Origin of the sequence: Roseateles aquatilis (genome assembly GCF_002205645.1) — a bacterium.
GTDB lineage: Bacteria > Pseudomonadota > Gammaproteobacteria > Burkholderiales > Burkholderiaceae_C > Roseateles > Roseateles aquatilis.
Map to the genome: position 1 here is coordinate 20,795 of NZ_NIOF01000004.1, position 25,531 is coordinate 46,325.

Annotated in this window: 22 protein-coding genes; 13 read left to right on the forward strand and 9 right to left on the reverse strand. The window is 69.8% G+C overall.

Annotated elements, in window-relative coordinates; all coding sequences use genetic code 11:
• Positions 1-7: 7 nt before the first annotated feature.
• The 5 genes from CDN99_RS10765 to CDN99_RS10785 all read left to right on the forward strand — a co-directional run bounded on the left by CDN99_RS10765 (position 8) and on the right by CDN99_RS10785 (position 5,250).
• Positions 8-748, forward strand: a complete 741-nt coding sequence (locus CDN99_RS10765; RefSeq protein ID WP_238139472.1) for an ABC transporter ATP-binding protein — start codon at positions 8-10, stop codon at positions 746-748.
• Complete coding sequence (locus CDN99_RS10770; protein ID WP_088384874.1) at positions 745-2,151, forward strand: ABC transporter permease; 1,407 nt, start codon at positions 745-747, stop codon at positions 2,149-2,151. The genes CDN99_RS10765 and CDN99_RS10770 overlap by 4 nt, the downstream gene beginning before the upstream one ends.
• Positions 2,144-2,935: an outer membrane lipoprotein-sorting protein gene (locus tag CDN99_RS10775; RefSeq protein ID WP_088384875.1), complete on the forward strand. Its 792-nt coding sequence runs from the start codon at positions 2,144-2,146 to the stop codon at positions 2,933-2,935. The genes CDN99_RS10770 and CDN99_RS10775 overlap by 8 nt, the downstream gene beginning before the upstream one ends.
• Entirely contained in the window at positions 2,932-4,221 is a 1,290-nt protein-coding gene (locus CDN99_RS10780) for a hypothetical protein (RefSeq protein ID WP_088384876.1), read from the forward strand. The genes CDN99_RS10775 and CDN99_RS10780 overlap by 4 nt, the downstream gene beginning before the upstream one ends.
• A 114-nt stretch (positions 4,222-4,335) precedes the next feature.
• Positions 4,336-5,250 (forward strand): SDR family NAD(P)-dependent oxidoreductase, encoded by a 915-nt coding sequence (locus CDN99_RS10785; protein ID WP_088384877.1) that lies wholly within the window; start codon positions 4,336-4,338, stop codon positions 5,248-5,250.
• Here CDN99_RS10785 and CDN99_RS10790 read toward each other — a convergent pair.
• Together CDN99_RS10790 and CDN99_RS10795 are read right to left on the reverse strand one after the other, a co-directional pair.
• Positions 5,225-7,075: a sulfatase-like hydrolase/transferase gene (locus CDN99_RS10790; protein ID WP_088384878.1), complete on the reverse strand. Its 1,851-nt coding sequence runs from the start codon at positions 7,073-7,075 to the stop codon at positions 5,225-5,227. The two genes, CDN99_RS10785 and CDN99_RS10790, sit on opposite strands and share 26 nt — an antisense overlap.
• Before the next feature lie 52 nt (positions 7,076-7,127).
• Positions 7,128-7,901 carry a thioesterase II family protein gene (locus CDN99_RS10795; protein WP_158218818.1) on the reverse strand — a complete coding sequence of 258 codons (774 nt, stop codon included), beginning with the start codon at positions 7,899-7,901 and terminating at the stop codon, positions 7,128-7,130.
• 414 nt (positions 7,902-8,315) lie between these two features.
• Here CDN99_RS10795 and lgt point away from each other — a divergent pair, with 414 nt between their 5' ends.
• Positions 8,316-9,158: a prolipoprotein diacylglyceryl transferase gene (lgt, locus tag CDN99_RS10800; RefSeq protein ID WP_202820251.1), complete on the forward strand. Its 843-nt coding sequence runs from the start codon at positions 8,316-8,318 to the stop codon at positions 9,156-9,158.
• A 154-nt stretch (positions 9,159-9,312) separates the two neighbouring features.
• Positions 9,313-9,714, forward strand: a complete 402-nt coding sequence (locus tag CDN99_RS10805; protein WP_088384880.1) for a GlcG/HbpS family heme-binding protein — start codon at positions 9,313-9,315, stop codon at positions 9,712-9,714.
• Between the two features lie 114 nt (positions 9,715-9,828).
• Here the strand turns inward: CDN99_RS10805 and CDN99_RS10810 are convergent, their stop codons facing one another.
• On the reverse strand, positions 9,829-10,782 hold the full coding sequence (locus CDN99_RS10810; protein WP_088384881.1) for a LysR family transcriptional regulator: 954 nt from the start codon (positions 10,780-10,782) through the stop codon (positions 9,829-9,831).
• A 145-nt stretch (positions 10,783-10,927) separates the two neighbouring features.
• Here CDN99_RS10810 and gcl point away from each other — a divergent pair, with 145 nt between their 5' ends.
• From gcl to CDN99_RS10825, 3 genes are read left to right on the forward strand one after another with little or no spacing between them, the layout of a single operon-like run.
• Entirely contained in the window at positions 10,928-12,718 is a 1,791-nt protein-coding gene (gene gcl / locus CDN99_RS10815; protein WP_088385201.1) for a glyoxylate carboligase, read from the forward strand.
• 36 nt (positions 12,719-12,754) lie between these two features.
• Positions 12,755-13,534: a hydroxypyruvate isomerase gene (hyi, locus tag CDN99_RS10820; protein WP_088384882.1), complete on the forward strand. Its 780-nt coding sequence runs from the start codon at positions 12,755-12,757 to the stop codon at positions 13,532-13,534.
• Positions 13,535-13,552: 18 nt separating this feature from the next.
• Positions 13,553-14,467: a 2-hydroxy-3-oxopropionate reductase gene (locus CDN99_RS10825; RefSeq protein ID WP_088384883.1), complete on the forward strand. Its 915-nt coding sequence runs from the start codon at positions 13,553-13,555 to the stop codon at positions 14,465-14,467.
• A gap of 16 nt (positions 14,468-14,483) precedes the next feature.
• Here the strand turns inward: CDN99_RS10825 and CDN99_RS10830 are convergent, their stop codons facing one another.
• From CDN99_RS10830 to CDN99_RS10845, 4 genes are read right to left on the reverse strand one after another with little or no spacing between them, the layout of a single operon-like run.
• A complete protein-coding gene (locus CDN99_RS10830) occupies positions 14,484-15,998 on the reverse strand; it encodes a tripartite tricarboxylate transporter permease (RefSeq protein ID WP_088384884.1) in 1,515 nt (504 codons plus the stop codon).
• 10 nt (positions 15,999-16,008) lie between these two features.
• Positions 16,009-16,647 (reverse strand): tripartite tricarboxylate transporter TctB family protein, encoded by a 639-nt coding sequence (locus tag CDN99_RS10835; protein WP_238139473.1) that lies wholly within the window; start codon positions 16,645-16,647, stop codon positions 16,009-16,011.
• Between the two features lie 10 nt (positions 16,648-16,657).
• Complete coding sequence (locus CDN99_RS10840) at positions 16,658-17,668, reverse strand: Bug family tripartite tricarboxylate transporter substrate binding protein (RefSeq protein ID WP_088384885.1); 1,011 nt, start codon at positions 17,666-17,668, stop codon at positions 16,658-16,660.
• Positions 17,669-17,724: 56 nt separating this feature from the next.
• On the reverse strand, positions 17,725-18,966 hold the full coding sequence (locus tag CDN99_RS10845; protein ID WP_088384886.1) for a pyridoxal-phosphate-dependent aminotransferase family protein: 1,242 nt from the start codon (positions 18,964-18,966) through the stop codon (positions 17,725-17,727).
• 134 nt (positions 18,967-19,100) lie between these two features.
• On the opposite strand from CDN99_RS10845, the gene CDN99_RS10850 reads away from it, so the two are divergent.
• A complete protein-coding gene (locus tag CDN99_RS10850) occupies positions 19,101-22,157 on the forward strand; it encodes an FAD-binding and (Fe-S)-binding domain-containing protein (RefSeq protein WP_088384887.1) in 3,057 nt (1,018 codons plus the stop codon).
• 128 nt (positions 22,158-22,285) lie between these two features.
• Entirely contained in the window at positions 22,286-22,996 is a 711-nt protein-coding gene (locus tag CDN99_RS10855) for a GntR family transcriptional regulator (RefSeq protein ID WP_259374716.1), read from the forward strand.
• An 18-nt stretch (positions 22,997-23,014) separates the two neighbouring features.
• Here the strand turns inward: CDN99_RS10855 and CDN99_RS10860 are convergent, their stop codons facing one another.
• Positions 23,015-23,593: a TetR/AcrR family transcriptional regulator gene (locus tag CDN99_RS10860; RefSeq protein WP_088384888.1), complete on the reverse strand. Its 579-nt coding sequence runs from the start codon at positions 23,591-23,593 to the stop codon at positions 23,015-23,017.
• Between the two features lie 207 nt (positions 23,594-23,800).
• On the opposite strand from CDN99_RS10860, the gene CDN99_RS10865 reads away from it, so the two are divergent.
• Positions 23,801-24,367: a hypothetical protein gene (locus CDN99_RS10865; RefSeq protein WP_088384889.1), complete on the forward strand. Its 567-nt coding sequence runs from the start codon at positions 23,801-23,803 to the stop codon at positions 24,365-24,367.
• A 4-nt stretch (positions 24,368-24,371) separates the two neighbouring features.
• On the opposite strand, the gene CDN99_RS10870 is transcribed toward CDN99_RS10865, so the two are convergent.
• On the reverse strand, positions 24,372-25,520 hold the full coding sequence (locus tag CDN99_RS10870; RefSeq protein WP_088384890.1) for a sensor histidine kinase: 1,149 nt from the start codon (positions 25,518-25,520) through the stop codon (positions 24,372-24,374).
• Positions 25,521-25,531: the final 11 nt, after the last annotated feature.

Genomic DNA, 25,531 nt, shown 5'->3' on the forward strand with positions numbered 1-25,531 from the left:
GTCTGCCTTGGAGCCCACGAACGTGATCGCACGCCTGGTCGGCGTGACCAAGTCCTACACCCTGGGCGGCGCGCGGCTGGATGCGCTGGCGGACATCGACCTGTCCATCCAGGACAACCGCTTCACCGTGCTCTCGGGCGCGTCCGGCAGCGGCAAGACCACGCTCCTGAACCTGGTGGGATGCATCGACCGCCCCAGCGCGGGCCACGTCTTCGTCGACGGGCAGGACACCTCGGCGTTGACGGACGAGGCGCTGTCCGACTTCCGCGCCGCCTCGGTGGGATTCATCTTCCAGAGCTTCAACCTGATCTCCGTGCTCAGTTGCGAGGAGAACGTCGAGTACCCGTTGCTGCTGGCCGGCGCCGACCCCGAGCACCGTCGCCGCCGGGTCCGCGAACTGCTGGCCGCCGTGGGGCTGCAAGGCCATGCGTCGCATCTTCCCGGGCAACTCTCGGGCGGACAGCGCCAGCGCGTCGCCATCGCCCGCGCCCTGGCCAATCGTCCCAAGCTGGTCCTGGCCGACGAGCCGACCGCCAACCTCGATTCCGCCACCGGCGCCTCGATCATCGCCCTCATGCGCGACATGCAGCAGCGCGAGCACACGGCCTTCGTCTTCTCGTCGCACGACCCCAACATCCTGTCGCAGGCCGATGACGCCGTGTTCATCAGGGACGGCCGGATCGTCGATCGCGTCACATCCCCCGCCGTGCTCGCGGTGTCCCCGCCAGCGATGGGAGAACGGCCATGAGCGGCGCCACCCGCATCCGTCCGGTGGCGCTGGCGCTGCGCAACTTGCGGCGCAACCGCAGGCGCTCCCTCGCGACGCTGCTGGCGCTGGTCTTCGGCTGCCTGGCGGTGCTGCTGTTCGGAGGCTACGTGCAGAACATCCGGCTGACGCTGGAGACCAACATCGTGCGCAGCGCCGGACATCTCCAGATCCAGAACGCTGACTTCCTGCTGTTCGGATCGGGCGACCCGCAGGGGTACTCGGTGCGCGACGTGCCGCGCCTCATCGAGGTGCTGCGCCGCGATGCGTTCATCAGGGACCATGTGCGTGTCATCTCGTCGTCGCTGACCTTCAACGGCGTCGCGGGGAATTTCTCGGCCGGCCTGTCCAAGGCCGTCGTGGTCCAGGGCACGGTGGCCGACGACCAGGCGCGCATGCGCGAATGGAACGAGTACCAGGTTCCCATCGCGCCGCTGGCCGTCCGCCTGCGGGGCACCGCACCCGACGCCGTCGTCATCGGCACCGGCGTGGCGCGCATCCTGCAGCTCTGCGATGCGCTGCGGATCACCGACTGCCCCCGCCCACGGCACAAGGCGGTGACGCCGTCGGCGCCGCAGACCCCGGACGACCTGACGGCGTTGGCCGCCACCGTGCCGCGGGCCACCACGTCCGGCTCCCCGCGCCTGGCCCTGCTCGCCGCGACGTCCACCGGCGCGCCCAACGTGGCCGAGCTGCAAGTGATCGACGCGGAGCCCCAGGGCACGCGCGGCGCCGACGACTTCTACGTTGGCGTCCACCTGCCCACGGCGCAGCGCCTCGTGTTCGGCCAGAACGACCCGCGCGCCACCTCCGTCCTGCTTCAGCTCGGGCGCAGCGCCGATCTGGAGCGGGTGCGTGGCCACCTGAAGGCGCTGCTGGCCCGGGAGTTCCCCGACCAGGCGCTGGCGATCAACGACTTCCGGCTGCTGAGCCCCAGCTACACGCAGACCGTGGCGATGTTTGACGCGATCTTCGGCTTCATCAGCGTGCTCATCACCATCATCGTGATGTTCACCGTCAGCAACACGATGAACATGGCCGTCCTGGAGCGCACGGTGGAGATCGGCACCCTGCGCGCCATGGGCGTGCGCCGGTCCGGCATCCAGCGCATCTTCGTCGTCGAGGGCGCGCTGCTCGGCCTGACGGGGGCGCTGGTGGGCCTGGTCATCGCGCTGGGCGTCGCGCGCGGCCTGGAGGCCATGGGCCTGACCTGGCTGCCGCCCGCCTACGTGACGCCGGTGCCGCTGTCCATCCACCTCGTCGGCGAATGGCGCCTGATCGGTGCCACGCTGCTGGGCCTGGTCGTGGTGGCCGCCGCGTCAGCCTACTGGCCCGCGCGCCGCGCGTCCCGGCTGGAAATCGTCGAGGCCCTTCGCCATGTCTGATCATTTGCCTTGCGCCGGTCGGCGCGCCCTGGTGTGCGCGTTCGCAGGCCTGGCCCTGCCCCGGGCCCGGGCCGCGGTCGATGCCGCGCAACTGCTGGCGCAGTCCGACGCGATACGCAACCCACCCCGGTCCTTCGCGCTGACCACCACGCTGCTGGAATACAAGGCAGGCCGGCAGAAGGACGAAATGACCTTGCGGGCCTACTCCAGCATGCGGGGCAGCGACGGCCAGTTCCGCAGCCTCGCGGCCTTCGAGTCGCCGGCCAAGGACGTGGGCAAGCTGATGCTGAAGGACGGCACCAACCTCTGGCTCTTCGACCCCTCGAGCAAGGCGACCATTCGCATCTCCCCGCAGCAGAAGCTGCTGGGCCAGGCCGCCAACGGCGATGTCGTCACCACCAACTTCGCCGTCGACTACGAGGCCCGGCTGGACGGCGAGGAATCGATCACCGATGGCGACCGCAAGCCGGTCGATTGCCATCGGCTGGCGCTGTCGGCGCGTACCGGCGCCGCCACCTACCATCGTGTGCAGCTCTGGATCGCGCGCGACGGCGCCCGGCCCGTCAAGGCGCAGTTCTTCGTCGAGAGCGGCGCGCTCCTCAAGACGGCGTACTACCGCCGCGTGCGCGCCGTGCTGGGCGCCGACCGCCCCACCGAGACCGTGCTGATCGACGCCCTGCAACCCGACTGGATCACGCTGATGCGCTTTGACCGCCACGCCTGGCGCGACGTGCCCGAGACCTGGCTCCAGCGCGACTATCTGTCGCGCTTCCGGCCCGAATGAGCGGCCGCGTCGGGTGCCGCCTCGCGCGGCGCGGCCTGCTGGTGCTGCTGCTGGGCTGCGGCGCCCGCGCGCTGGCCGCTCCGGCCCCGCCCGCGGAGGAGGATGCGCTGGCCATCGCCGACGCCATGCTCAAGGACCGGCCCGCCGAGCCGGCGGCGCAGACGCGCCATCGTGTCTTCGTCGAAGGCTCCGCCGCCTACGGCGGCAGCAACGCCGCGACCCGGCAGACGAGCACCGTCGCCTCGCTGGACTACTGGCTGCGCCAGAACCTGGGCGGCGGCTGGAGCGGGCTGTGGTCGGGGCGACTCGACGGGACGCGGGACTCGCGCAGCCGTCCGTCGACCGACTGGACCCACACCCTGCGCGAGCTGGCCGTCGAATGGCAGCCGGATCCGCGCTGGGTGCTCGACCTCGGCCGCATCAACGCCCAGTATGGCGAGGCCATCGCCTTCAATCCCAGCGACGTGTTCCGCGAAGGCGCCCTGCGGAGCGTGACCTCCGTCGTGCCGGCCAATCTGCGCACCAACCGGCAGGGCGTCGTGATGGCGCGCATGCAGTACCTGTGGCAGGACGGTAGCGTCCAGGCCGTGCTCGCGCCGCGCATCGACGGTCGATCGTCGGCCACGTTCTCCCCCGACTGGGGTGCCACGAACCCGCGCCAGCGGTGGCTGCTGGCGGTCAGCCAGAAGCTGGGGGCCGAGGTGACGCCCCAGATCATGCTGACCGGCGGCGAGGGCATGTCGCCGCTGGCCGCGATGAGCGTCAGCTTCCTGCCGCTGGCGGAGACCGTCGCCTATGTCGAGGCCAGCACTGGCCGACGCCGCAGCACCTTGAGCCGCATCGGCCTGTGGCCCGACGACACCTCGATGCGGACCCAGGTGGCGGTGGGCGCCAACTGGAATCCGCTGCCCGGCGCCACCTTCGGGCTCGAGTTCGACTACGACGGCGTGGCCAACGATGCGGCGCAGCGCCACGCGCTCGAGCAGATGCCGCTGCGCATGCGCCAGGCCTACGGCGCCGCGCTGATCCAGTATCAGACCCTGCAGGATCGCCGTCAGTGGTTCGTCTCCGCGTCCTGGAAGGATGCCCTGGGTCCCGGCACCGACATCAGCGCCCTGGCACGCATCGACGGCGACGCGCCCGCGCGCCAGTACTGGCTGGAGGTGCGGCACCGCTTCGATGCCACCGAGGTCGCCGTGCGCCTGCTGTGGCGCCGCAATCCGGCGCTCGGGGCCACGCCCGACGCCTATCGTCAGGCCGGCCTGCTGCTGAGCCACTACTTCTAGCGCATCGCCCCCATGTCCGCCCCCTCCTCCGGCGCCGCCTCCCTGCCCCGGTCCGTGCCCGCGCTCGGTCCCGGTCCCGGCCTCGCGTCCACATCTGAATCCGCATCCGGCGCCATGCCCGCCGACGACGTCCGTGCTGCTGCCCCGTCGCGCACCGTCGTCCTCACCGGCGCCACCTCGGGCCTGGGCCGCGCGGCGGCCCTCGCCTTCGCGCGCGAGGGCTTCCGCGTCATCCTGGTCGCGCGCGATCCCGCGCGCGGCGCCGCCCTGGTGGCCGAGATCCGCCAGGGCACTGTCGCGGCGGAACCCGCGGCGGTGATCTGCGATCTGGCGGACTCCGCGGCGCTGCGCCTCGCGGCGCGGGAGATCCGAGACCTCGCGCCGCGAATCGACGTGCTCGTCAACAACGCCGGGGCGATCTTTCCGACCCGACAAGTGACGTCGGACGGGATCGAGCGCACCTTCGCGACCAACCATCTCGCCTATTTCACCTTGACCCGCCTGCTGCTGGACCGCCTGCTGGCGGCCGATTCGGCACGCATCCTCTGCACCGCCTCGAAGGCGCATCGCGGCATGCGGCTGGACTTCGCGGACCTGCAGTCCGTGCATCGCTATCGCGGCTACGGACTGCTGCGCCAGAACGCCTACGGCCGCTCCAAGCTGTGCAACCTTCTTTTCATCCAGGAGTTGGCACGACGCCTGACGGGCTCGGCCGTGACGGTGAACGCCTTCCATCCAGGCATCGTCACCTCGACCTTCGGAGCCGGCGCCGGTGGCGCCTACGGGCTGGCCCTGCGCCTGGGACGCCGCGTGGCCGGCCTCTCGGCCGAGGCATCGGCGCGGACGCTGCTGGCGCTGGCCACCGCCCCGGCGCTGGCGGGCGTCACGGGGGGCTACTTCGAACGCGGCGAGCCAGTCACGCCCTCGCGCGCGGCACGCGACCCGCGGGCGGCGCATCGCCTGTGGCTCGAGTCCGCGCGACTGGCAGGACTGGACCCCGAACTCAATCCGCATCAGCCACCGGCATGACCGCGGCGGCGCGCGCATCAGCCGCGCCGCGCGCGTCCTCGCCGGTCGCCGGCAATTCCATGCGACGGCGCCACACCAGGCAATCGCGCGCCAATGCCGCTCGCGCCGGCTCATCCAGGCGATCGATCAGGTTCTGGCGCTCGAAGGGATCCTTGGCGACGTCGTAGAGCTCGGCCGGCTCCTGCCCGTGGTGATACAGGTACTTGAGCGAGCCGCGTCGCAGGCACAGCGTCTGGTTCTCCAGCCAGGTGGCGTGGAAAAGCTCCCGATCGGCCTGGGGCGGACTTCTCAACGAGACGCCGGCGTAATGTCCGGGCACCGACAGCCCCAGCTCCGTCAGCAAGGTCGGCGCCAGATCCAGCTGCGAGCGAACGCCCGGGATCGTCGCGGGCAGGTCGCGTCCGGCCGGCGCCGAGATCACGCAGGGCACCGACAGGCCCTCCTCCCACAGGCAGGCGCTGTGGTACCTGCGGCCGTGCTCGCCGAACGCCTGGCCATGGTCCCCCACCACGACGATCCAGGTCCGGTCGCGCAGGCCCAGCGATTCGACCCCCTCGACGATGCGCGCGATGCAGCGGTCCGTGTACCGCAGCGCGGCGAGGTAGCGCTCGTGCTCGCCGGCGACGGCTGGCGGCGCCTCGGCGCCGTCGGCCGGGAAGCGATAGGGATGATGGGACGACAGCGTGAGGCAGGTCGCCAGGAAGGGCCTGGAGGCGCGCGCCTGCTCCGCCATCCACGCCAACAGCGGCGGCACGATGTGCTCGTCGTGGAATCCGAGGTAATGCGGCGGCGCGCCGGCCACGGCCTTGAGCTCGCGCGCGCCGACCCGATGCTGGAACCCCATGTCGGCGAGCAGTTGCCCCTTGTCCTCGAACTCCAGGGCGGCCGGCGTGAAGAAGGCGGTGCCGTAGCCGTGATCGGCCAGCACCGCGGGCAAGGCGCCCCGAGGGCGGGGATGCGCGTCCAGCGGGGGATAGACACCGGCCAGCAGGGGAACCATGGCCGCCGTGGTATGCGGCACCACGCTGAAGCAATGCGGGACGTCGGTGCCGGCGCGCGACAGCGCCTCCACGCAGGGCAAGGTCTGCGCCGGCAGATGCTGGAACCCGCGCGCGCTCTCGATCACGATCATCAGGACGTTCTCCCGCGTGGCGGGGTGCTCGGCCTGAGCCACGGCCGCGCCGCGCGGCGGGCCAAGCTCCTGCGCCTTCGCCGTGACGGTCGGGGTCCGCCACGCCGGCACCCCGAAGAAGTCGCGCACCAGGGCCCAGATCGCGCTGCGTCGCAACGGATCCGCGCGCGAGCCGACGACGCCCCCCGCGCCGGCGACATGCAGCGCGAGCGCCAGCAAGCCGGACCCCAGCGCCAGCAGCGCCACGTCCAGCGCCGGTGCCGACAGGCGCGCCGCGCCGCCCAGATGCCAGGCCCCGACCAGCACGGCGGCGAGCAGTGCCACGATCATCACGCCGCGTGCGCCCCGCTCCCGCACGATGAGCACGAGATCCGCGCGCTGCCGGAAGATGCGCTTGAGCAGGAAGGCATCGCCGTGCGAGCCGGTGCGGTGGTGGTAATAAGCCTCGGCGGCGACGAGCAGTGCCGCCAGCAGCACCGCGACGTTCCAGGCCGCGCACAGCGGCTCGATCGCAAGCATCGCCAGCGCGGCGGTCACGCTGAGCGCGACCAGCACCGCCTTCGCGTCCACGAGGAGGTGATCGCGCCGGGCCGACGCACCCCACGGATCCATCCCCAGCGCCGCCAGCTTGAGGCGCTTGTTCACGATGGACGCGACGGCCAGCATCGCCACGTAACCCAGGACCAGGCTCATGGGCGAAGTCCCGCGCGCAAGGCGTCCATGAGGCGGGCGGCGGCGCGCGTCATCACGACGTCGGCAGGCCGTCGACGCCGGGGCTCATCGCCGGCGAAGGGGTCGTCGACGACTCCGGAGCGGCCGGTGGCGCCGCGGCGAAATCGGCGGCCACCCGGGACAGGATGTCCCCCAGCCGCTGGCGAAGGAAATGGTGGCCCTCCGGATACTCGATGTGCCGGAAGGGCCCGCTGCAGACGCGCTGCCATTCGGCCACCCGGGCGAACGGCGCCACGTCGTCATGCGTGCCGCTCATCACGGTGACGCTCATGTCCAGCGTGCCGCCGAAGCTGCTTTGCTCGGCCAATGCCAGGTCCGCCCGTATCGTCGGCATGGCGCGCGACATGAACTCCGCATTGGCCAGGATCTCGGGTGGCGTGGCGTCGCTCAGCGCGAGCAACCCGCACAGCGCCGCGTCGTCCAGCGCCGACCAGCCGCGATCGCGCCAGCCGCGATCCAGCGCGATGGCGGACAGATAGAGACGATCCACCGCGATGCCGCGATGCTTCAGTTCATCGGCCAGGAACGCGCACACCAGCCCGCCGAGGCTGTGCCCGAAGAGCGCGCACCGCCCCGATGCCAAGGTGGGGGCCAGGTCATCCGCCATCGCCGTCACCAGCGCGCGCATGTCCCGCCGAGGCGCCGCATCCCGCCAGGTGCCGCGCCCCGGCAGTTCGACCGGGCACAGGACGATCCCCCGGGCTTGCGCCGCCCGCATCCAGGGACGGAACAGCGCCGCGCTGCCGCCGGCATGGGGAAGACAGAACAACCGCGGCCGGCCATTCATGCCCGATTCATTCGCGCCCGAATCGGTCCAGGGCAGCCAGCGACTGGCTTCGATTCGGGGAGGAATGGAAAGAAAGACGGTCATGCACTGTCCCGGCAGACGACGGAGAAACAAATGGCGGACGGCTCTCCCGGCGGCACTGCTCATTTCATTCGGCCGCGTCGATTGCGGCGCACTTTACTTCAACAATCGTTCGATTCAGGAATGAATCACCGGGCGCCCCATTCAATCGGTACTCGAGTTCCCGCGAGACCCGGCCTCGGATACCGCCCTTGGCGGCGAGGCTCCTCTTGTCGGCCCCGGCGTCTGGGCGATGACGGCATACTGCGACCGAGTGGCCACGGCCGGATCGATGTCGGCGATCCCGACATCGCGACCTGCCGCGGATATCGATTCAGGTGCCTTCGGAGGCCCATGCCCTTGACTTCATTGCCCGCATCACTACTGATCCACTGGGACATCGATCCCGTGGCGTTTGCCCTGGGCCCGGTCCAGATTCACTGGTACGGCATCTGTTGGGCCGTTGCCTTCCTTGGCGCCGAGTTCAGCGTGCGCCGGCGACTGGCATCGCAGTCGTGGAAAGACGTCGACGTGTCCTCGCTGGTGATCGTCGCCTTGCTGGGCACGATCGTCGGCGCACGACTCGCCCACTGCGTCTTCTACGATCCCTCGTTCTATCTGCAGCACCCGCTGAAGGTCTTCGAGGTCTGGGAAGGCGGCATGGCCAGCCATGGCGGCGCGGTCGGCCTGATCGCGGCGCTGGCGTGGGCATTGCCGCGACATGCGGCCGGGCTGCCCTTGCTGTCGCTGCTCGACGCGACGACGTTCTCCGCCGCCTTTGGCGGCGCCTTGATTCGATTCGCCAACTTCATGAATTCAGAGATCCTGGGCAATCCGACGTCCGGATCCTGGGGGGTCGTTTTCGAGCGAGTCGACGCCATTCCCCGCCATCCCGTCCAGCTCTACGAAATGGCCGCGTACTTGCTGGTGCTGGTGCTGTTGCGAATCGCCGCCCGTCGACATGCCGCCCTGGAACGGCAGGGCCTTCTCACGGGCTTGTTCCTGATGCTGGTCTTTGGCGCCCGCGCCGTGATCGAGCACTGGAAGACACCCCAGGCGTCCTACGAAGCGGCTGACTTCCTCTCCGTCGGTCAATGGCTGAGCGTTCCGTTCGTCCTGCTCGGCATCGCGCTCGTGATTCGCGCCTATCGGAATCCGCGGGCTCGGGCGGGTCGGCCCGTGGCGCTCGCGCCGTGATCGCGAACGAACCGCGTCCACGTCGATCGCGTCTTCGCCGCCGGATTCACTGCAGATTGGTCGCGGCAGTTCGTCGCCCAGGGACCATAAACGGCCCCAACCAGGCTCCGAGAATGGGACCCCGTCCATACGGACACCGACCCCAGAACTCAGCATGAAGACGAAGCCGTACCTCAGCCTCGAAGACGTCAAGCGCATGGCGACCGCCGCCGAAGCCGAGGCGACCCGCAACCAGTGGGCCGTGACGATCGCCATCGTCGACGACGGCGGCCATCTGCTGTGGCTGCAGCGCCTGGACGGCGCCGCGCCGATGACCGCGATGATCGCGCCCGGCAAGGCGCGCTCGTCGGCGATCGGGCGCAAGGAATCCAAGGGCTACGAGGACATGATCAACGGCGGCCGCACCGCCTATCTGAGCGTGCCGGTCGACGGCCTGCTCGAAGGCGGCGTGCCGATCATGGCGGACGGCCACTGCCTCGGCGCCGTCGGCGTGAGCGGCGTGAAGTCGACCGAAGACGCTCAGGTCGCGCGCGCCGCGATCGCCGCGCTGGGCTGACAAGCCCCGGCACCCCGACTCAGGGCCTGGGCGGCGACGTTCAGGCCTTTTTCCGTTTCCTCTCGCCGCTTGCCCCTTGCCGCGCGACCCGCGATGCGTGAAGCGGCAAGGGCCTCACGAGGTCGAATCGGTCCCACCCGCTGGAGGAACGATGCCGCGCTCCGCCACACGCGTCCACCAGTCATCGGCCAGGTGTTGCCGCAGCCACCCGATCAGGCGCGACACCTTCGACGGCACCATCCGGGGCGAGGGGTACACCGCGTGAATCTCCTGGCTGGGCAGCTTCCAGTCCGGCAGCGCGACCTGCAGCGCGCCACGTCGGAGCGCCGTCTCTGCCACATAGCGCGGCAGCACCGCCACGCCCATGCCGTCCTCGGCGGCGCCGAGCAGCAGGTGCAGGCTGTTCGATCGCAGCGGCCCGCGGATCGGCACCGACACCGCCTCGCCCGATGCCGCGGTGAAGTGCCAGCGCGCGTCGCCCTGCACGGTGCTGTAGATCAACGCATCGAGCGCGCGCAGGTCGTCGGGATGCGCGGGCGCGCCATGGCGCCGCAGGTAGGCGGGCGACGCCACCAGCGTCCACGGGTTGATGCCGAGGAAGCGCGCGCCCAGCGTCGAGTCCGACAGGCGGCCCATGCGGATCGCCAGATCCACGCCCTGCTCGATCAGATTGACGTAGCGGTCGTCCACGCCCATCTCGATCTGCAGGCCGGGGTGCAGGTGCATGAACCGCATCAGCAGCGGGCCCAGCACGCGCCGCCCGAACGCGACCGAGGTGCTGATCCGGATCGCCCCCTCGATGCGTGAATTGAGCAGCGTCGCGACCGACTCCGCCTCGTCGAGATGGTGCGATGCCAGCCGGCACTTCTCGTAGTAGAGCAACCCGATCTCGGTCGGCGTGACGCCGTGGGTGGACCGGTGCAGCAACCGCGCGCCCAGCAGCCGCTCCAGGCGCGCAACCTGCTTGGTGACGGCGGGCTGGCCGATGCCCAGCTCCGCGGCGGCCTTGCTGAACGACGCCAGCTCGACCACGCGGATGAAGAGCCTGAGCGCCTGGATGCGATCCATGGAGGAACCCAGGCGGCCGTCAGCGCCGGGCCGGAGAGGGCACGCATTCCCGCATGGAATAAGCGTCATGCGCCGCGCCGGCCTTCCGATCGCCGTTCCTTCGCGCAACGATGACACCCATCAAGCGCTGATCAAGGAGACGGACATGGCGAAGATGAGAGCGACCCAGGCGGCCGTGCTGGTGATGGAGAAGGAAGGCATCACGCAGGCCTTCGGCGTGCCGGGCGCGGCGATCAACCCGCTGTATGCCGCGTTGCGCGACCGGCAGTCGATCGGCCACATCCTGGCGCGCCATGTCGAGGGCGCCTCGCACATGGCCGAGGGCTACACGCGGGCCCGGGCCGGCAACATCGGCGTGTGCATCGGCACGTCGGGCCCGGCGGGCACGGACATGATCACCGGGCTGTACTCGGCCAGCGCGGACAGCATCCCCATCCTGTGCATCACCGGCCAGGCGCCGCGCGCGCGGTTGCACAAGGAAGACTTCCAGGCGGTGGACATCGAATCCATCGCCAAACCGGTGACCAAATGGGCCGTGACCGTGCGCGAGCCGGCGCTGGTGCCGCGCGTGTTCCAGCAGGCCTTCCACCTGATGCGCTCGGGTCGTCCCGGGCCGGTGCTGATCGACCTGCCCTTCGACGTGCAGATGGGCGAGATCGAGTTCGACATCGACACCTACGAGCCGCTGCCCGTCTACAAGCCGCGCGCCACGCAGGCGCAGATCGACAAGGCGCTCGACATGCTGTTGGCGGCCGACAAACCGCTGATCGTGGCCGGCGGCGGCATCATCAACGCCGACGCGAGCGCGCTGCTGGTCGAGTTCGCGGAGCTCACCGGCGTGCCGGTCATCCCGACGCTGATGGCCTGGGGCGCCATCCCCGATGACCACCCGCTGATGGCCGGCATGTGTGGGTTGCAAACCAGCCACCGGTACGGCAACGCGACGCTGCTGGCCAGCGACTTCGTGCTGGGCATCGGCAACCGCTGGGCCAACCGGCACACGGGTTCGGTCGAGGTCTACACGAAGGGCCGCCGATTCGTACACGTGGACATCGAGCCGACGCAGATCGGGCGCGTGTTCAACCCCGACCTGGGGATCGTCAGCGATGCGAAGTTCGCGCTCGAACTCTTCGTGGAAGCCGCGCGCGAGCGCAAGGCGCGCGGCGCGCTGAAGAGCTTCGCGCGCTGGAGCGCCCGCGCCGCCGAGCGCAAGCGGCTGATGCAGCGCCGCTCCGATTTCGACGACGTGCCGATCAAGCCGCAGCGCGTCTACCGGGAGATGAACGACGTCTTCGGCCGCGACACCATCTACGTCAGCACCATCGGCCTGAGCCAGATCGCGGGCGCGCAGTTCCTGCAGGTCCACGGACCGCGCCAGTGGATCAACTGCGGCCAGGCCGGACCGCTGGGCTGGACGATTCCCGCCGCGCTGGGCGTGGTCGCCGCCGACCCGACGAAGCCGGTCGTGGGCCTCGCAGGCGACTACGACTTCCAGTTCCTGGTCGAGGAGCTCGCGGTGGGCGCGCAGTTCCGCCTGCCCTACGTGCAGGTGCTGGTGAACAACAGCTACCTCGGGTTGATCCGTCAGGCGCAGCGCACCTTCGACATGGACTTCTGCGTGCAACTCGCCTTCGAGAACCAGAACGTCAGCGACCCCGTGGTGCAGGGCTACGGCGTGGACCATCGCCGGGTGGTCGAGGGCCTGGGCTGCAAGGCGCTGCGCGTCACGGACCCCGCCCGGCTCAACGACGCCTTGCGCGAAGCGCAGGCGCTGGCGCGCGAGCACCGCGTGCCGGTCGTCGTCGAGGTGATCCTGGAACGCGTCACCAACATCGCCATGGGCACCGAGATCGACGCGATCAAGGAGTTCGAGGAGATCGCCTGCCTGCACCCCGGCGGCCCGCTCGGCCTGGCCGAAGCCGGCCTGCTCGACTGACGCCCGCCATCCGGCAACCTCCCTGGAGATCATGCGATGCCCCGTTTCGCCGCCAACCTCTCGATGCTGTTCACCGAGGCGCCGTTCCTCGACCGGTTCGCGCTCGCCGCGGACGCCGGTTTCAGCGCGGTGGAGTTCCTGTTCCCCTATGCCTGGGCGCCCGAGGCGATCAAGGCTCGCCTGGACGCCCACGGCCTGACGCTGGTGCTGCACAACCTGCCGGCCGGCGACTGGGAAGCCGGCGAGCGCGGCATCGCCTGCGACCCGGCCCGTGTCGCCGAGTTCCGCGAAGGAGTCGAGCGCGCGATCACCCATGCGCGGGCCTTGGGCGTGTCGCAGCTCAACTGCCTGGCCGGCAAGACCCCTGCGGGCGCCTTGGCCGTCGACGTGCACCGCACGCTCGTGGACAACTTGCGCCACGCGGCCGAGCGCCTGGATGATGCCGGCCTGCGGCTGCTCGTCGAGCCGATCAACCGCTTCGACGTGCCCGGCTTCCACCTCCATCGCACCGACCAGGCGCTGGCCCTGCTCGACGAGGTCGGCGCATCGAACGCCTTCCTTCAGTACGACCTCTATCACGCGCAGCGCACCGAGGGCGAGCTGACCGGGACGCTGCGGCGGCATCTCGCTCGCATCGGTCACGTGCAGCTTGCCGACAACCCGGGCCGCCATGAGCCGGGCACTGGCGAAATCAACTTCCCGTTCCTGTTCGAGGAGCTCGACCGCCTCGGCTACGCGGGCCATGTCGGCTGCGAATACCAGCCCGCGACCACCACCGAGGCCGGCCTCGGCTGGATGCGTCGCGCGGCGCGCTGAATCAGCAAAGGAAACTTCATGCACACCACCACTCCCCTCAAACTCGGCTTCATCGGCCTGGGCGTCATGGGCGCGCCCATGGCCGGCCACCTGCTCGCCGCGGGTCACGACCTCTTCGTGTACACGCGCGGCAAGGTGCCCGCCCCCCTCGCGCAGACCCGCGCCACGCAATGCCTGGACGCGCGCGGCGTGGCGCAGCGCGCCGACCTGATCTTCCTGATGGTCCCGGACACGCAGGACGTCGAAGCCGCCCTGTTCTCCGAGGCCGGCGTCGCCGCCGGCCTGTCCAGGGACAAGGTCGTGATCGACATGAGCTCGATCTCTCCCATCGCGACCCAGTCGTTCGCGCAACGCATCCACTGCATCGGCGGCCATTACCTCGACGCGCCGGTGTCGGGCGGCGAACTGGGCGCCAGGAACGCCACGCTGTCCATCATGGTCGGCGGCGACGCGGCGGTCTTCGAGCGCGTGAAGCCGCTGTTCGAATTGATGGGCCGGCACATCACCCACGTGGGCCGCAACGGCGACGGGCAGACCGCCAAGGTGGCCAACCAGATCATCGTGGCGCTGACCATCGAGGCGGTGGCCGAGGCGCTGCTCTTCTCCGCGCGCGCCGGCGCCGACCCGGCCTTGGTGCGCCAGGCGCTGATGGGCGGCTTCGCGTCGAGCAAGATCCTGGAGGTGCACGGCGACCGCATGATCCAGCGCCGCTTCGATCCGGGCTTCCGCATCGAGCTGCAGCAGAAGGACCTGAACCTGGCGCTCGGCAGCGCGCGCCAGCTCGGGATCTCGCTGCCGGGCACGGCGCTGGCGCAGGAACTGCTCAACGCCTGCGCCGCGCACGGCGGCAAGGCCTGGGACCACTCGGCGATGGTGCGCGCGCTGGAGAAGCTGGCCGACTTCGAGATCGGGCAGGCGCCGGGCAAGGCCTGACCTCGCCCGGCCGGGCTCATGCCGCGTTGGCGGCGGGCCGCGCACCGAAGAGCAGCCCGCGCAGCCTGGCCAGCAGCGGCCAGGCCAGCATCAGCAGCGCCAGTGTCGTGATGGTGCCGCTCAGCCCGTTGTGCCAGAACACCGAGAGCGCCCCCTGGCTGGCGAGCATGCTCTGGCGGAACGCGTCCTCCATGCGGTCGCCGAGCACGATCGCCAGCACCAGGGGCGCCAGCGGGAAGTCGAGCTTCTTGAACACGTAGCCGACGACCCCGAACACCAGCATCATCCAGATGTCCGAGCCCGATCCGTGCACCGTGAAGGCACCGACCGCGCAGACCATCAGGATCATCGGCGCGATGATCGAGAACGGCACCCGCAGGATCGCGGCGAACAGCGGCACGGTGGCCATCACGATCAGCAGGCCGGCCAGGTTGCCCAGGTACATGCTGGCGATCAGGCTCCAGACGAAGTCCTTCTGCTCGGTGAAGAGCAACGGCCCCGGTTGCAGGCCCCAGATCATCAGGCCGCCCAGCAGCACCGCCGCGGTGGCGGACCCGGGGATGCCCAGCGCCAGCATCGGCAGCAGCGCCGCGGTGCCGGCCGCGTGGGCCGCCGTCTCCGGCGCGAGCACGCCTTCCGGGTTGCCCTTGCCGAAGCTGTCGGGCTGGCGCGAGAACTTCTTCGCCAGGCCGTAGCCCATGAAGCTCGCCGCGACCGCGCCGCCCGGCGTCACGCCCATCCAGCACCCCACCAGCGCCGAGCGCACCGTCGTCAACCAGTACCTGGGCAGCGTCGCCCAGGTCTTCAGCACCACCTTCAGGTCGAGCGAGGACTTCTTGCCCTTGAAGGCCAGGCCCTCCTCGATGGTCATCAGGATCTCGCTGATGCCGAACAGGCCGATGACCACGACCAGGAAGTCGAAGCCGCGCAGCAGCTCGCTGCTGCCGAAGGTCATGCGCAGGTCGCCGGAGATCGTGTCCATGCCCACCGCGGCCAGCAACAAGCCCACACACATGGCCGCGATGATCTTCGCCTTGGGTTCCTTGCCCATGCCGATGAAGGAGCAGAACGTGAGGAAGAAGACGGCGAAGAACTCCGGGGGGCCGAATTTCAAGGCGAAGTCCGCCACCACCGGCGCCAGGAAGGTGATGAGCAGCACGCCCGAGATCGCACCGATGAACGAGCCGGTGAAGGCCGTCGTCAGCGCGGCCCCGGCCTGGCCTTGCTGCGCCATCGGGTAGCCGTCGAAGGTCGTCGCGACCGACCAGGCCTCGCCCGGGATGTTGAACAGCACCGAGGTGATCGCGCCGCCGAACAGCGCGCCCCAATAGATGCAGCTCAGCAGGATGATGGCCGACGTGGGCGACATGCCGAAGGTCAGCGGCAGCAGGATGGCCACGCCGTTCGGCCCGCCCAGCCCCGGCAGCACGCCGACCACGATGCCCAGCAGGATGCCCACGACCATCAGGCCGAGGTTGCCCCAGGACGCCGCGATGCTGAAGCCGTGCAGCAGTGAATTGATTTCATCCATCACAGGCACCTCAATAGCCGAACATGGCTTCGATCGGACCCTTGGGCAGCGGGACCTTGAACTGGATCTCGAAAACGAAGAACAGCAGCAGGTTGGTCGCCAGCGCGACCGCGCCGCCCTTCCACGCCGGGTAACGTCCGGCGAAGACCATGAACGCGGCGATGAAGAGCGTCGAGGCCGCGTAGATGCCCAGCGGCGCGATCAGCGCCACGTACACCGTCAGCGGCACCAGCACCTGCGCGACGCGCTTGAGCTGCAGCCAGGTCGCGAACAGTTCCTGCGATTGCTCGCGCAGCGCCTGCGCGAAGGTCGCGATCGCGCAGACGGCCAGCACGATGCCCAGCCGCATCGGGAAGTAGCCGGAGGCCGGGCCGGTGTCGGTCCAGCCGGCGCCGATGCGCTGGTTGTCCCAGATCACCAGCATGGCCAGGCCGAACAGCAGGCCCGAGACGGCGAACTCGGCGGCTCGGCGGCTCAGGCCGGACGCCTCGCTCGCGTGCGCGCCGGATGGCCCGTCCGCGGATGCAAGGGCCTGCTCACTGGCCGACGCGTGGGGGGCGTCCGTTGGCCGCGTGCCTGGATCGGCCGCGGCGCGTGCCGGCGTGCTGCCCGCCGGATCGGCGGCGGCTCGGGGCATGAGGTGTGCCATGCGCCGCTCCTTACCTGGCCGCGGCCGACAGGAAGCCGGCCTTGCTCATGATGTCGCGGTGACGGGTCTCGTCCTGGGTCAGGAACTCGGTGAAGGCCTGACCGCTGACGAACTGGGGCTTGAGCGCGTTGCGCTCCAGGTACTCCTTCCACTCGGGCGTCTCCACCACCTTCTTCATCACGTCGGTGTAGAAGGCCTGCTGCTCCTTGCTGACGCCGCCAGGCAGGAAGAAGCCGCGCAGCATCGTGTACTGCACGTTGAGGCCCTGCTCCTTGCAGGTCGGGATGTCGGCCCAGCTCAGTTGCTCGGTGACCTTGGCCTTGAACTCGATGCGCTGGTCGTCGAACACGCACAACGCGCGGACCTGGTGGGCGCGCCACTGCGCGATCGACTCGCTGGGGTTGTTGACGTTGGCGTCGATGTGCTTGCCCACCAGCTGCGTGCTGGCCTCGCCGCCGCCCTTGTACGGGATGTAGGTGAACTTCACCCCGGCGCCGTGCTCGACGCTGGCGGTGATGACCTGGTCCTCGCGCTTGGACGAGGTGCCGCCCATCCGGAATGTGCCCGGCTTTTCCCGCACCGCGTCGAGGAACTCCTTGGGCGTCTTGTACGGCGTCTCGGCGTTGACCCAGAGCACGAACTGGTCCTGCGCGATCATCGCGATCGGCGTCAACTCACGCCAGTTGAAGGGCAGCGAGGTGGCCAGCGGCAACGTGAACACGGCGGTCGACGCCACCAGCACCTTGTGCGGGTCGCGGCTCGACGCCTTCACGTCCATGATGCCCTCGGCCCCGGACGCGCCCGCCTTGTTCTGGATGACGATGGGCTGGTCGATCAGCTTGTGCTTGGTCGCGATGGCCTGGATCACGCGCGCCATCTGGTCGGACGCGCCGCCCGGCGAGAAGGGCACGACCATCTCGACGGCCTTGGTGGGTTTCCATTGCGCCGCGGCGGGCGCGGAGAAGGCCGCCATCGCGCTGGCGGCGACGGCGGCGAGAGCGAACCGGTGGGGGAATCTCATGTCTGTCTCCTTCAGTTTCTTGTGGGCGGGCGCCCGCGCGGGCGTCGGGTCCGGCGTCAGGCGGCGGCGCGAAGCGCCGTGCCGGCGGGGTGCCCGGCGAAGTACTCCATCGAAGCCTGGACACCGCTGCCGGCGAGCTTGACGCCGGAGAGCCTCAGTCCCATCTCGACGGCGGCGACCATCGCGATCAGCGTCAGGTCGTTGCTGTCGCCGAGGTGTCCCATGCGGAACATGCGGCCCTTCAACTTGCCCAGGCCGGTGCCGAGCGAGAGGTCGAAGCGTTCGTGGATCAGGCGGCGCACCGCGTCGGCATCGACGCCCTGCGGCGTGATGACGCCGGTGAGCACCGGCGAGTAGAGGGCGGGGTCGTCGCACTGGATGGGCAGGCCCCAGGCGTTGACCGCCGTGCGCACGCCCGCGCCCCAGCGCTGGTGGCGTGCGAAGACGTTGTCCAGTCCTTCGCCCAGGATCATGTCCAGCGATTCCGCCAGCCCGTACAGCAGGTTGGTGTTGGGCGTGTAGGGCCAGTAGCCGTCCTTGTTCATCTCCACGATCTCGTCCCAGGCCCAGAACGAGCGCGGCAGCCGGGCCGTCTTCATCGCTTCCAGCGCCTTGGGCGAGACGGCGTTGAAGCTGATGCCGGGCGGCAGCATCAGCCCCTTCTGCGAGCCGCTGACGGTCACGTCGACGCCCCATTCGTCATGGCGGAAGTCCGCGCTGGCCAGGCCCGAGATGGAGTCGACCAGCAGCAGCGCGGGATGCCTGGCGGCGTCGATGGCCTTGCGCACCGAGGCGATGTCGGAGGTGACGCCGGTGGAAGTCTCGTTGTGCACCACGCACACGGCCTTGATCTCGTGCGCGGTGTCCTTGCGCAGGCGCTCCTCGATCAGGTCGGCCCGCACGCCGTGGCGCCAGCCCGGCGCGCCCGGCAGATGCTCGTCGGTGCCTTGCGGCGCCAGGAACTCGGGCACCAGGCCCAGGCGCAGCGCCATCTTGTTCCACAACGAGGCGAAGTGACCGGTCTCGTACATCAGCACCTTGTCGCCGGCGCTGAGCGTGTTGCTCAGCGCCGCCTCCCACGCGCCGGTGCCCGACGCGGGGTAAATGATCACCGGGTGCCGGGTCTTGAAGACCTGCCGGATGCCGTCGAGCACCTTCAGGCCGAGCGGGCCGAACTCGGGGCCTCGGTGGTCGATGGTGGGCAGGCTCATGGCGCGCAGGATGCGATCGGGCACCGGGCTCGGACCCGGGATCTGCAGGAAGTGACGGCCGGTCGGGTGGAAGTCGAGAGTGAGCATGTGTTGGTCCTTTCTGAAGCAAAGTTTGCATGCAAAACACAAATTTGCTGGCCGTGCTTACCCTGATTAACTCCTAGACCGTCTTGCGTAAAGTGAATGCAAAATTCATTTAACCCAACAAGCACCTGCCCACCATGCTGATCGAGACCCCCCGGCGCCTGGCCCCGCCCCTGGGCGCCGCCCTGCCCCCCGACGATGTCCGCGAGGCGCTGGCGCGCCGGCTGCGCAAGGAGACCGAAGGCGAGGTGCTGTTCGACGCCGCCTCGCGCGGTCGCTACGCCACCGACGCGTCGATCTACCAGATCATTCCGGCGGGCGTCTTCGTGCCGCGCACGGACATGGACATCGCCATCGCCCTCCAGGTGGCGCGCGAGCTGGGCGTGCCGGTGCTGCCGCGCGGGGGCGGCACCAGCCAGTGCGGGCAGACCACCGGCGCCGCGCTGGTGATCGACAACACCAAGCACTTCCGGCGCCTGCTCGACATCGACGTGGACAACGGCATCGCGACGGTCGAGCCCGGCCTCGTGCTGGACCACCTCAACGCCGCGCTGAAGAAACACGGCCTGTGGTACCCGGTCGACGTCTCGACCAGCGCGCAGGCCACGCTGGGCGGCATGGCGGGCAACAACTCCTGCGGCTCGCGTTCGATCGCCTACGGCAACATGGTCCACAACGTGCTCGGCGCCCGCGTTTGGATGGCCGACGGCGAGTTGCTCGACTTCGGCCCCGTGGCGCAGGCCTCGGGCCGCGCCGCCCGGATCGCCGATTTCGTGCGCGGCCTCGCGGTCCAGCACCGCGGCGAGATCGAGACACACTGGCCCAAGGTCATGCGCCGCGTGGCGGGCTACAACCTGGACATCTTCGACAACCAGAGCGAGCGGCCATACACCCGCGACGGCAGCGTCAACCTGGCGCACCTGCTGGTCGGCTCCGAAGGCACCCTGGCCTACACGCGCTCGCTCACCCTCAAGCTGAGCGAGTTGCCGCGGGCCAAGGTGCTGGGCATCGTCAACTTCCCGACCTTCCATGCGGCGATGGACTCGGCGCAGCACATCGTCAAGCTCGGACCCACGGCGGTCGAGCTGGTCGACCGCACGATGGTCGAGCTGGCGCTGGCCAACCCCGCCTTCCGCCCAACGATAGAGACGGCCCTGATCGGCCGCCCCGCGGCCATCCTGCTGGTGGAGTTCTCCGGCCCCGAGAAGGCCCCGTTGCTGCCCAGGCTGCGCCAGCTCGACGACCTGATCGGCGATCTGGGCCTGCCCGGCGCGGTGGTGCACATGCCCGACGACGCCGCGCAGAAAAGCCTGTGGGAAGTCCGCAAGGCCGGGCTCAACATCATGATGAGCCTCAAGGGGGACGGCAAGCCGGTGAGCTTCATCGAGGACTGCGCGGTGCCGCTCGAACATCTGGCCGAATACACCGACGGGCTGACCGAGGTGTTCGCCCGGCACGGCAGCCGCGGCACCTGGTACGCGCATGCCTCGGTCGGCACGCTGCACGTGCGCCCCATCCTCGACATGCGGGTGGACGGCGGCGCGAAGATGCGCGCCATCGCCGAGGAGGCCGCCGCGCTGGTGCGCCGCTACAAGGGCGCCTTCAGCGGCGAGCACGGCGACGGCCTGTGTCGCGGCGAGTGGATCCAGTGGCAGTTCGGGCCGCGCATCAACGAGGCTTTCCGCGCGATCAAGCAGGAGTTCGACCCCGGCCATCTGTTCAATCCCGGCAAGATCATCGACCCGCCGCGCATGGACGACGGCTCGCTGCTGCGCTTCGCGCCGCCCGAATCACCGCGCCCCTACCGACGCATCCCCCTTCGGCCGGTGCTGGACTGGTCCGCCTGGAACGTACGGGCGGACCCGGTGACCGAGGTCACGACCGCCCCGGGCACCGGCGGCGACGTCACCGGCGGCTTCGCCATGGCCGTGGAGATGTGCAACAACAACGGCCACTGCCGCAAGTTCGACGCCGGCACCATGTGCCCGAGCTACCGCGTGACCCGCGACGAGCAACACCTGACCCGCGGACGCGCCAACACGCTGCGCCTGGCGGTGTCCGGCCAGCTCGGCCCCGACGCCTTCACCGGCGAGGCCCTGTACCAGACCATGGACCTGTGCGTCGGCTGCAAGGGCTGCAAGCGTGATTGCCCGACCGGCGTGGACATGGCGAAGATGAAGATCGAGTTCCTCGCCCACTACAAGGCCCGCCACGGCCACACGCTCAAGGACCGGCTGGTCGCGCATCTGCCCGACTACGCCCGCTGGGCCAGCCGCCTGCCGTGGCTGCTGAACCTGCGCAACCGACTGCCCGTGGTCGCCAGGCTCGGCGAGAAGCTGCTGGGCCTGTCGGCGCGGCGCACGCTGCCGACCTGGCGCGCCGACACCTTCTGGCGCGCCGACGAGCCCTTCGCCAGCGCGGACGAGGTACTGAAGCACGCCGCCGCGGGCGGCAAGACCGCGATCCTCTTCGTCGACACCTTCAACGGCATCTTCGAGCGCGAGAACGCGCTCGCCGCGGCCCGCGTGCTCAAGGCCGCCGGCTACCTGCTGCACACCGTCACCAAGGCCGACGGCCACCACTGCTGCGGCCGCACCTACCTGGCCTCGGGCATGGTCGAGCGCGCCAGGGCCAAGGCCGACGCGCTGCTCGACGCGCTGCTGCCCTTCGCGCGGGTCGGCATTCCGGTGGTCGGCCTGGAGCCGTCGTGCCTGCTGACGCTGCGCGACGAAACGCTGGTGATGGGCCTGGGCGAGAAGGCCGAAGTGGTCGCCTCGGCGGCGCTGCTGTTCGAGGAGTTCATCGCCCGGGAGCTCGACGCCGGCCGCTTCGCGCTCGACCTCACGCCGGCCGACAAGCCCATCCTGCTGCACGGCCACTGCCACCAGAAGGCCTTCGGCGCGGTGGCGCCGATCCTGCGCGTGCTCGCGCTGATTCCGGGCGCGACGCCGGAACTCATCGAGAGCTCCTGCTGCGGCATGGCCGGCAGCTTCGGCTACGAGGCGGGCCACATCGACCTGTCGATGCAGATGGCCGAGGCGGCGCTGCTGCCCGCGGTGCGCCGGCGCCCGGACGCGATCGTGGTGGCCGACGGCACCAGTTGCCGACACCAGATCGCCGACGGCGCGCAGCGCGAAGCGATCCACGTCGCCGCGCTGCTGGCCTCGCTCCTGCGCACGCCCGGCTTGCGCTGACTGACGGCCACCCGGAGGCGGGCCGCGCCGGCGTTCGCCCGCCAGCGCGCGCGCCGACATGGCCTACAATTTATTGATGACTGTCGCGCGTGGCGGCGTCGCCACCCCTCGTTCCTGCTGCGACTCAAGTGATCGAAATTTCCCGCGTCGCGCTCACTGATCAGGTCACCTCCCGCCTGCGCACGATGCTCGTCGAAGGCGACATCGCTCCGGGAGCCAAGCTCAACGAACGCGTCCTGTGCGAACAGCTGAACGTGTCGCGCACGCCGCTGCGCGAGGCCATCAAGCTGCTCGCGCTGGAGGGTCTGGTCGACCTGCTGCCCAACCGCGGCGCGGTCGCCACCAAGCTGACCGAGACCGACGTCACCCACGCCTTCGAGCTGCTGGCCGGGCTGGAGGCGATGTCCGGTGAACTGGCCGCGCAGCGCATCACGCCGCTGCAACTGAGCGAGCTGCGCGCCAAGCACCACGAGATGCTGGCCGCCTTCGAGCGGCGCGACCTGTCCACGTACTACCGGCTGAACGCAGCCATCCACTCGGGCATCAACGAAGCCGCCGCCAATCCCCTGCTCCGGGACACCTACGTCCGCATCAACGCGCGGGTGCAGTCGATGCGCTTCCGCACCAACCAGGACGAAGCCAAGTGGGCCCGCGCGGTGCAGGAACACTCCGAGATGATGCAGGCCCTGGCCGAGCGCGACGGCGCGGCGCTGGGCCGCATCCTGGCAGGCCACCTGCGCAACAAGCGCGACGCGGTGCTGGCGCTGATGCGCGCCGGCGAGTTGCACGCCCCCGCGGCGCGCGTCGCCAGCAAGACGCCGCGCGCCCGGCAGGCTTGACGGCCACCCGTCCGGCCGTCACCCCAGCCCCGCCAGCACATGCCGCCGGAAGCGCTCCAGCGGCGCGCCGCTGCGCTGCACCTTCGCCATCAGCACGGCGCCCTGGAACGAGGCCACCAGATGCGCCGCCACGTCCTTGGCGCGCGTGCCGGCCGGTAGCTCGCCCGCCTTCACCGCGGCCTTCAGGCAGTACTCGATGGACGCAGCCACCTCGTCCAGCATTTCCCCCACCCGGACGCGCAGCGCCTCGCTGTCGTCCGTCGCTTCCGCCGCGGTGTTGCCGAACATGCAGCCGCGCTTGTAGCCGGTCTCGGCGCTGAAGCGGATGTAGCCGTCGAAATAGGCCTTCAGCCGCTTCAGCGGCGGCAGGTCGTCGTTCAGCAGCGTCTGCCGGCCCGCCTCTGCGATGTGGCGCCCGTAGACCTCCAGCGCCTCCAGCCCGAACTGCTCCTTGGACGCGAAGTGATTCGTGAACGAGCCCTGCGGCACGCCGGCCGCGTTGACGATGTCCCGCACGCTGGTGCCGTTGAACCCCCGTTCATGCACGAGGCCGGTGCCGACGAGCAGCAGTTTGTCTTTGTGGGAAGGTCTTGCCATGAACAGGCCCTGAGATGCCGAATGCGCGAGGGGTCGCCAGCCGCCATTGTCGACCCAATGCCGCGCCGCACGCCCCCGGCACCCCACGCGCCCGAGGGCAAGAACGATCCGCGTCCATCGATATGCGGGACAACACCCAACAACGACGGCATCAAACGCGCTCTAATCAGGACGACCGTAGTACTTTCCAGCCAAGGAGCACCCGCGATGTCCACAGACCTGCAGCAAGCATTGATCGGCGAATGGACCAGCCTGGCGCCGGAGATCCGGCCCAGCGCGTTGAAGAACGCCGACGGCACCCTCAAGCCCTTCTACCTGTCGCGCCATTTCAAGTACGCCGACGGCGACCGCTTCGAGCTCGCCATCCGGAACTTCGCCGATCCCCAGGGACGCGTGGAGATCGCGCGCCTCCTGATCAAGGGCCACATCGACTGGGTGGGCGATCACCCCATCGCGCCGGGCGCGAAGAAGGTGAACTTCACCGCCGACGAGGCCTATGACGTCACCCCGTTGCTGCCGCCCTTCGTCGACCTCCTCAACCAGGTGGCCGCCGCCGGCTACGCGCCGTGGCAGGCGGGGCAGACGCAGAGCGTGCTTCGCAAGGCGTTCGCGCCCTTCGGCCTGGCCGAGGGACAGCTCTTCATGGAGTACGACCTCATCCACCTCGACGGCGATTACCTGTTCTGGGGCGCGCGCAACATCGACGGACGCGGCTTCGACAGCGAGGCCAACCGTCCGACCAACCTGCAGATCCCGCTGCGCCGCGTGCGCTGACGGCTCATTCGTCGCCGAGCGGCGACGGGTCCGCCCCCTGCGGCAAGGAGAAGCAGAAGGTCGCCCCTTGCCCGGGCGCCGCCGTGGCCCATGCGCGACCGCCGTGGCGCTCCACGATGCGTTGCACGATCGACAGTCCGATGCCGTGCCCTTCGACTTTCTCGGCCGGCTTCAATCGCACGAAGGCTTCGAACAGTTGCTCCGCGTCCGCCGGATCGAAGCCGGGTCCGTTGTCGCTCACGGAGAAGGTCACCACGGCCCCGTCGCGCCGGCCGCCGACGCGAATGATGGCGCCTTGCTTCTCGCGGGAGAACTTCAGCGCGTTGGAAATCAGGTTGGAGAACACCTGCCGCAACATGGACTCGTCGGCCACGACAGTCGGCAGCGCGCCGATCTCGACGGCCGGCGCGGGCCCCGGCCGCGACGACAACAATTCCGCGACCGCGCCGCGGACCACGGCGTCCACATCGACCGCCGACAGGGCCAGCGCGCGCCGGCCCATGTGAGACAGACGCATCAGCGCCTCGATCAGTTGCGTCATGTGCTGGCCGGCCCGCTGGATATGCGCCAGCCAGTCACGCTCGCGCGGCGGCAAGCTCGCGCCGACCTGCTGCTCCAGGAGCGTGGAGAACCCCACCAGCGCGTTCAGCGGTGTCTTGAGATCGTGAGAGACCGAGCGCGTGAAGGCATCCAGCTCCCGATTGCTGGCCTCCAGCTCATCGGCGCGGCGCCGCAGGCTGGCATGCAGCCCGGCATTCTCGCGGCGCAGCCGACCGATCTCGACGGCGCGGCCCAGCACCGGCAGGATGGACGCCAGCCTGAACGGCTTGAGGATGTAGTCGGTGGCCCCGGAACGCATCGCCTCGACCGCGGTGGCGATGCTGCCCTCCCCGGTCATCACGACGCCCACCAGTTGCGGATCGATCTCCAGCGCCGATCGCAGCAGCTCGATGCCTGTCTGTCCCGGCATGACGAGATCGGTCAGCAGCACGTCGAACGGGCGCCGCTTCAATTCGGCCAGCGCCGCCTGCGCGCCGGCCTGGCCCACCACGTCGTAGCCATGGCCGCTCAAGGTGTCGCACAAGGCCTCCATGTGGCGCGCCTCGTCGTCGACGATCAGGAGGCGGGCGCGATCAGGGCTGTCCGGCGTCATGCGTGTTCTCC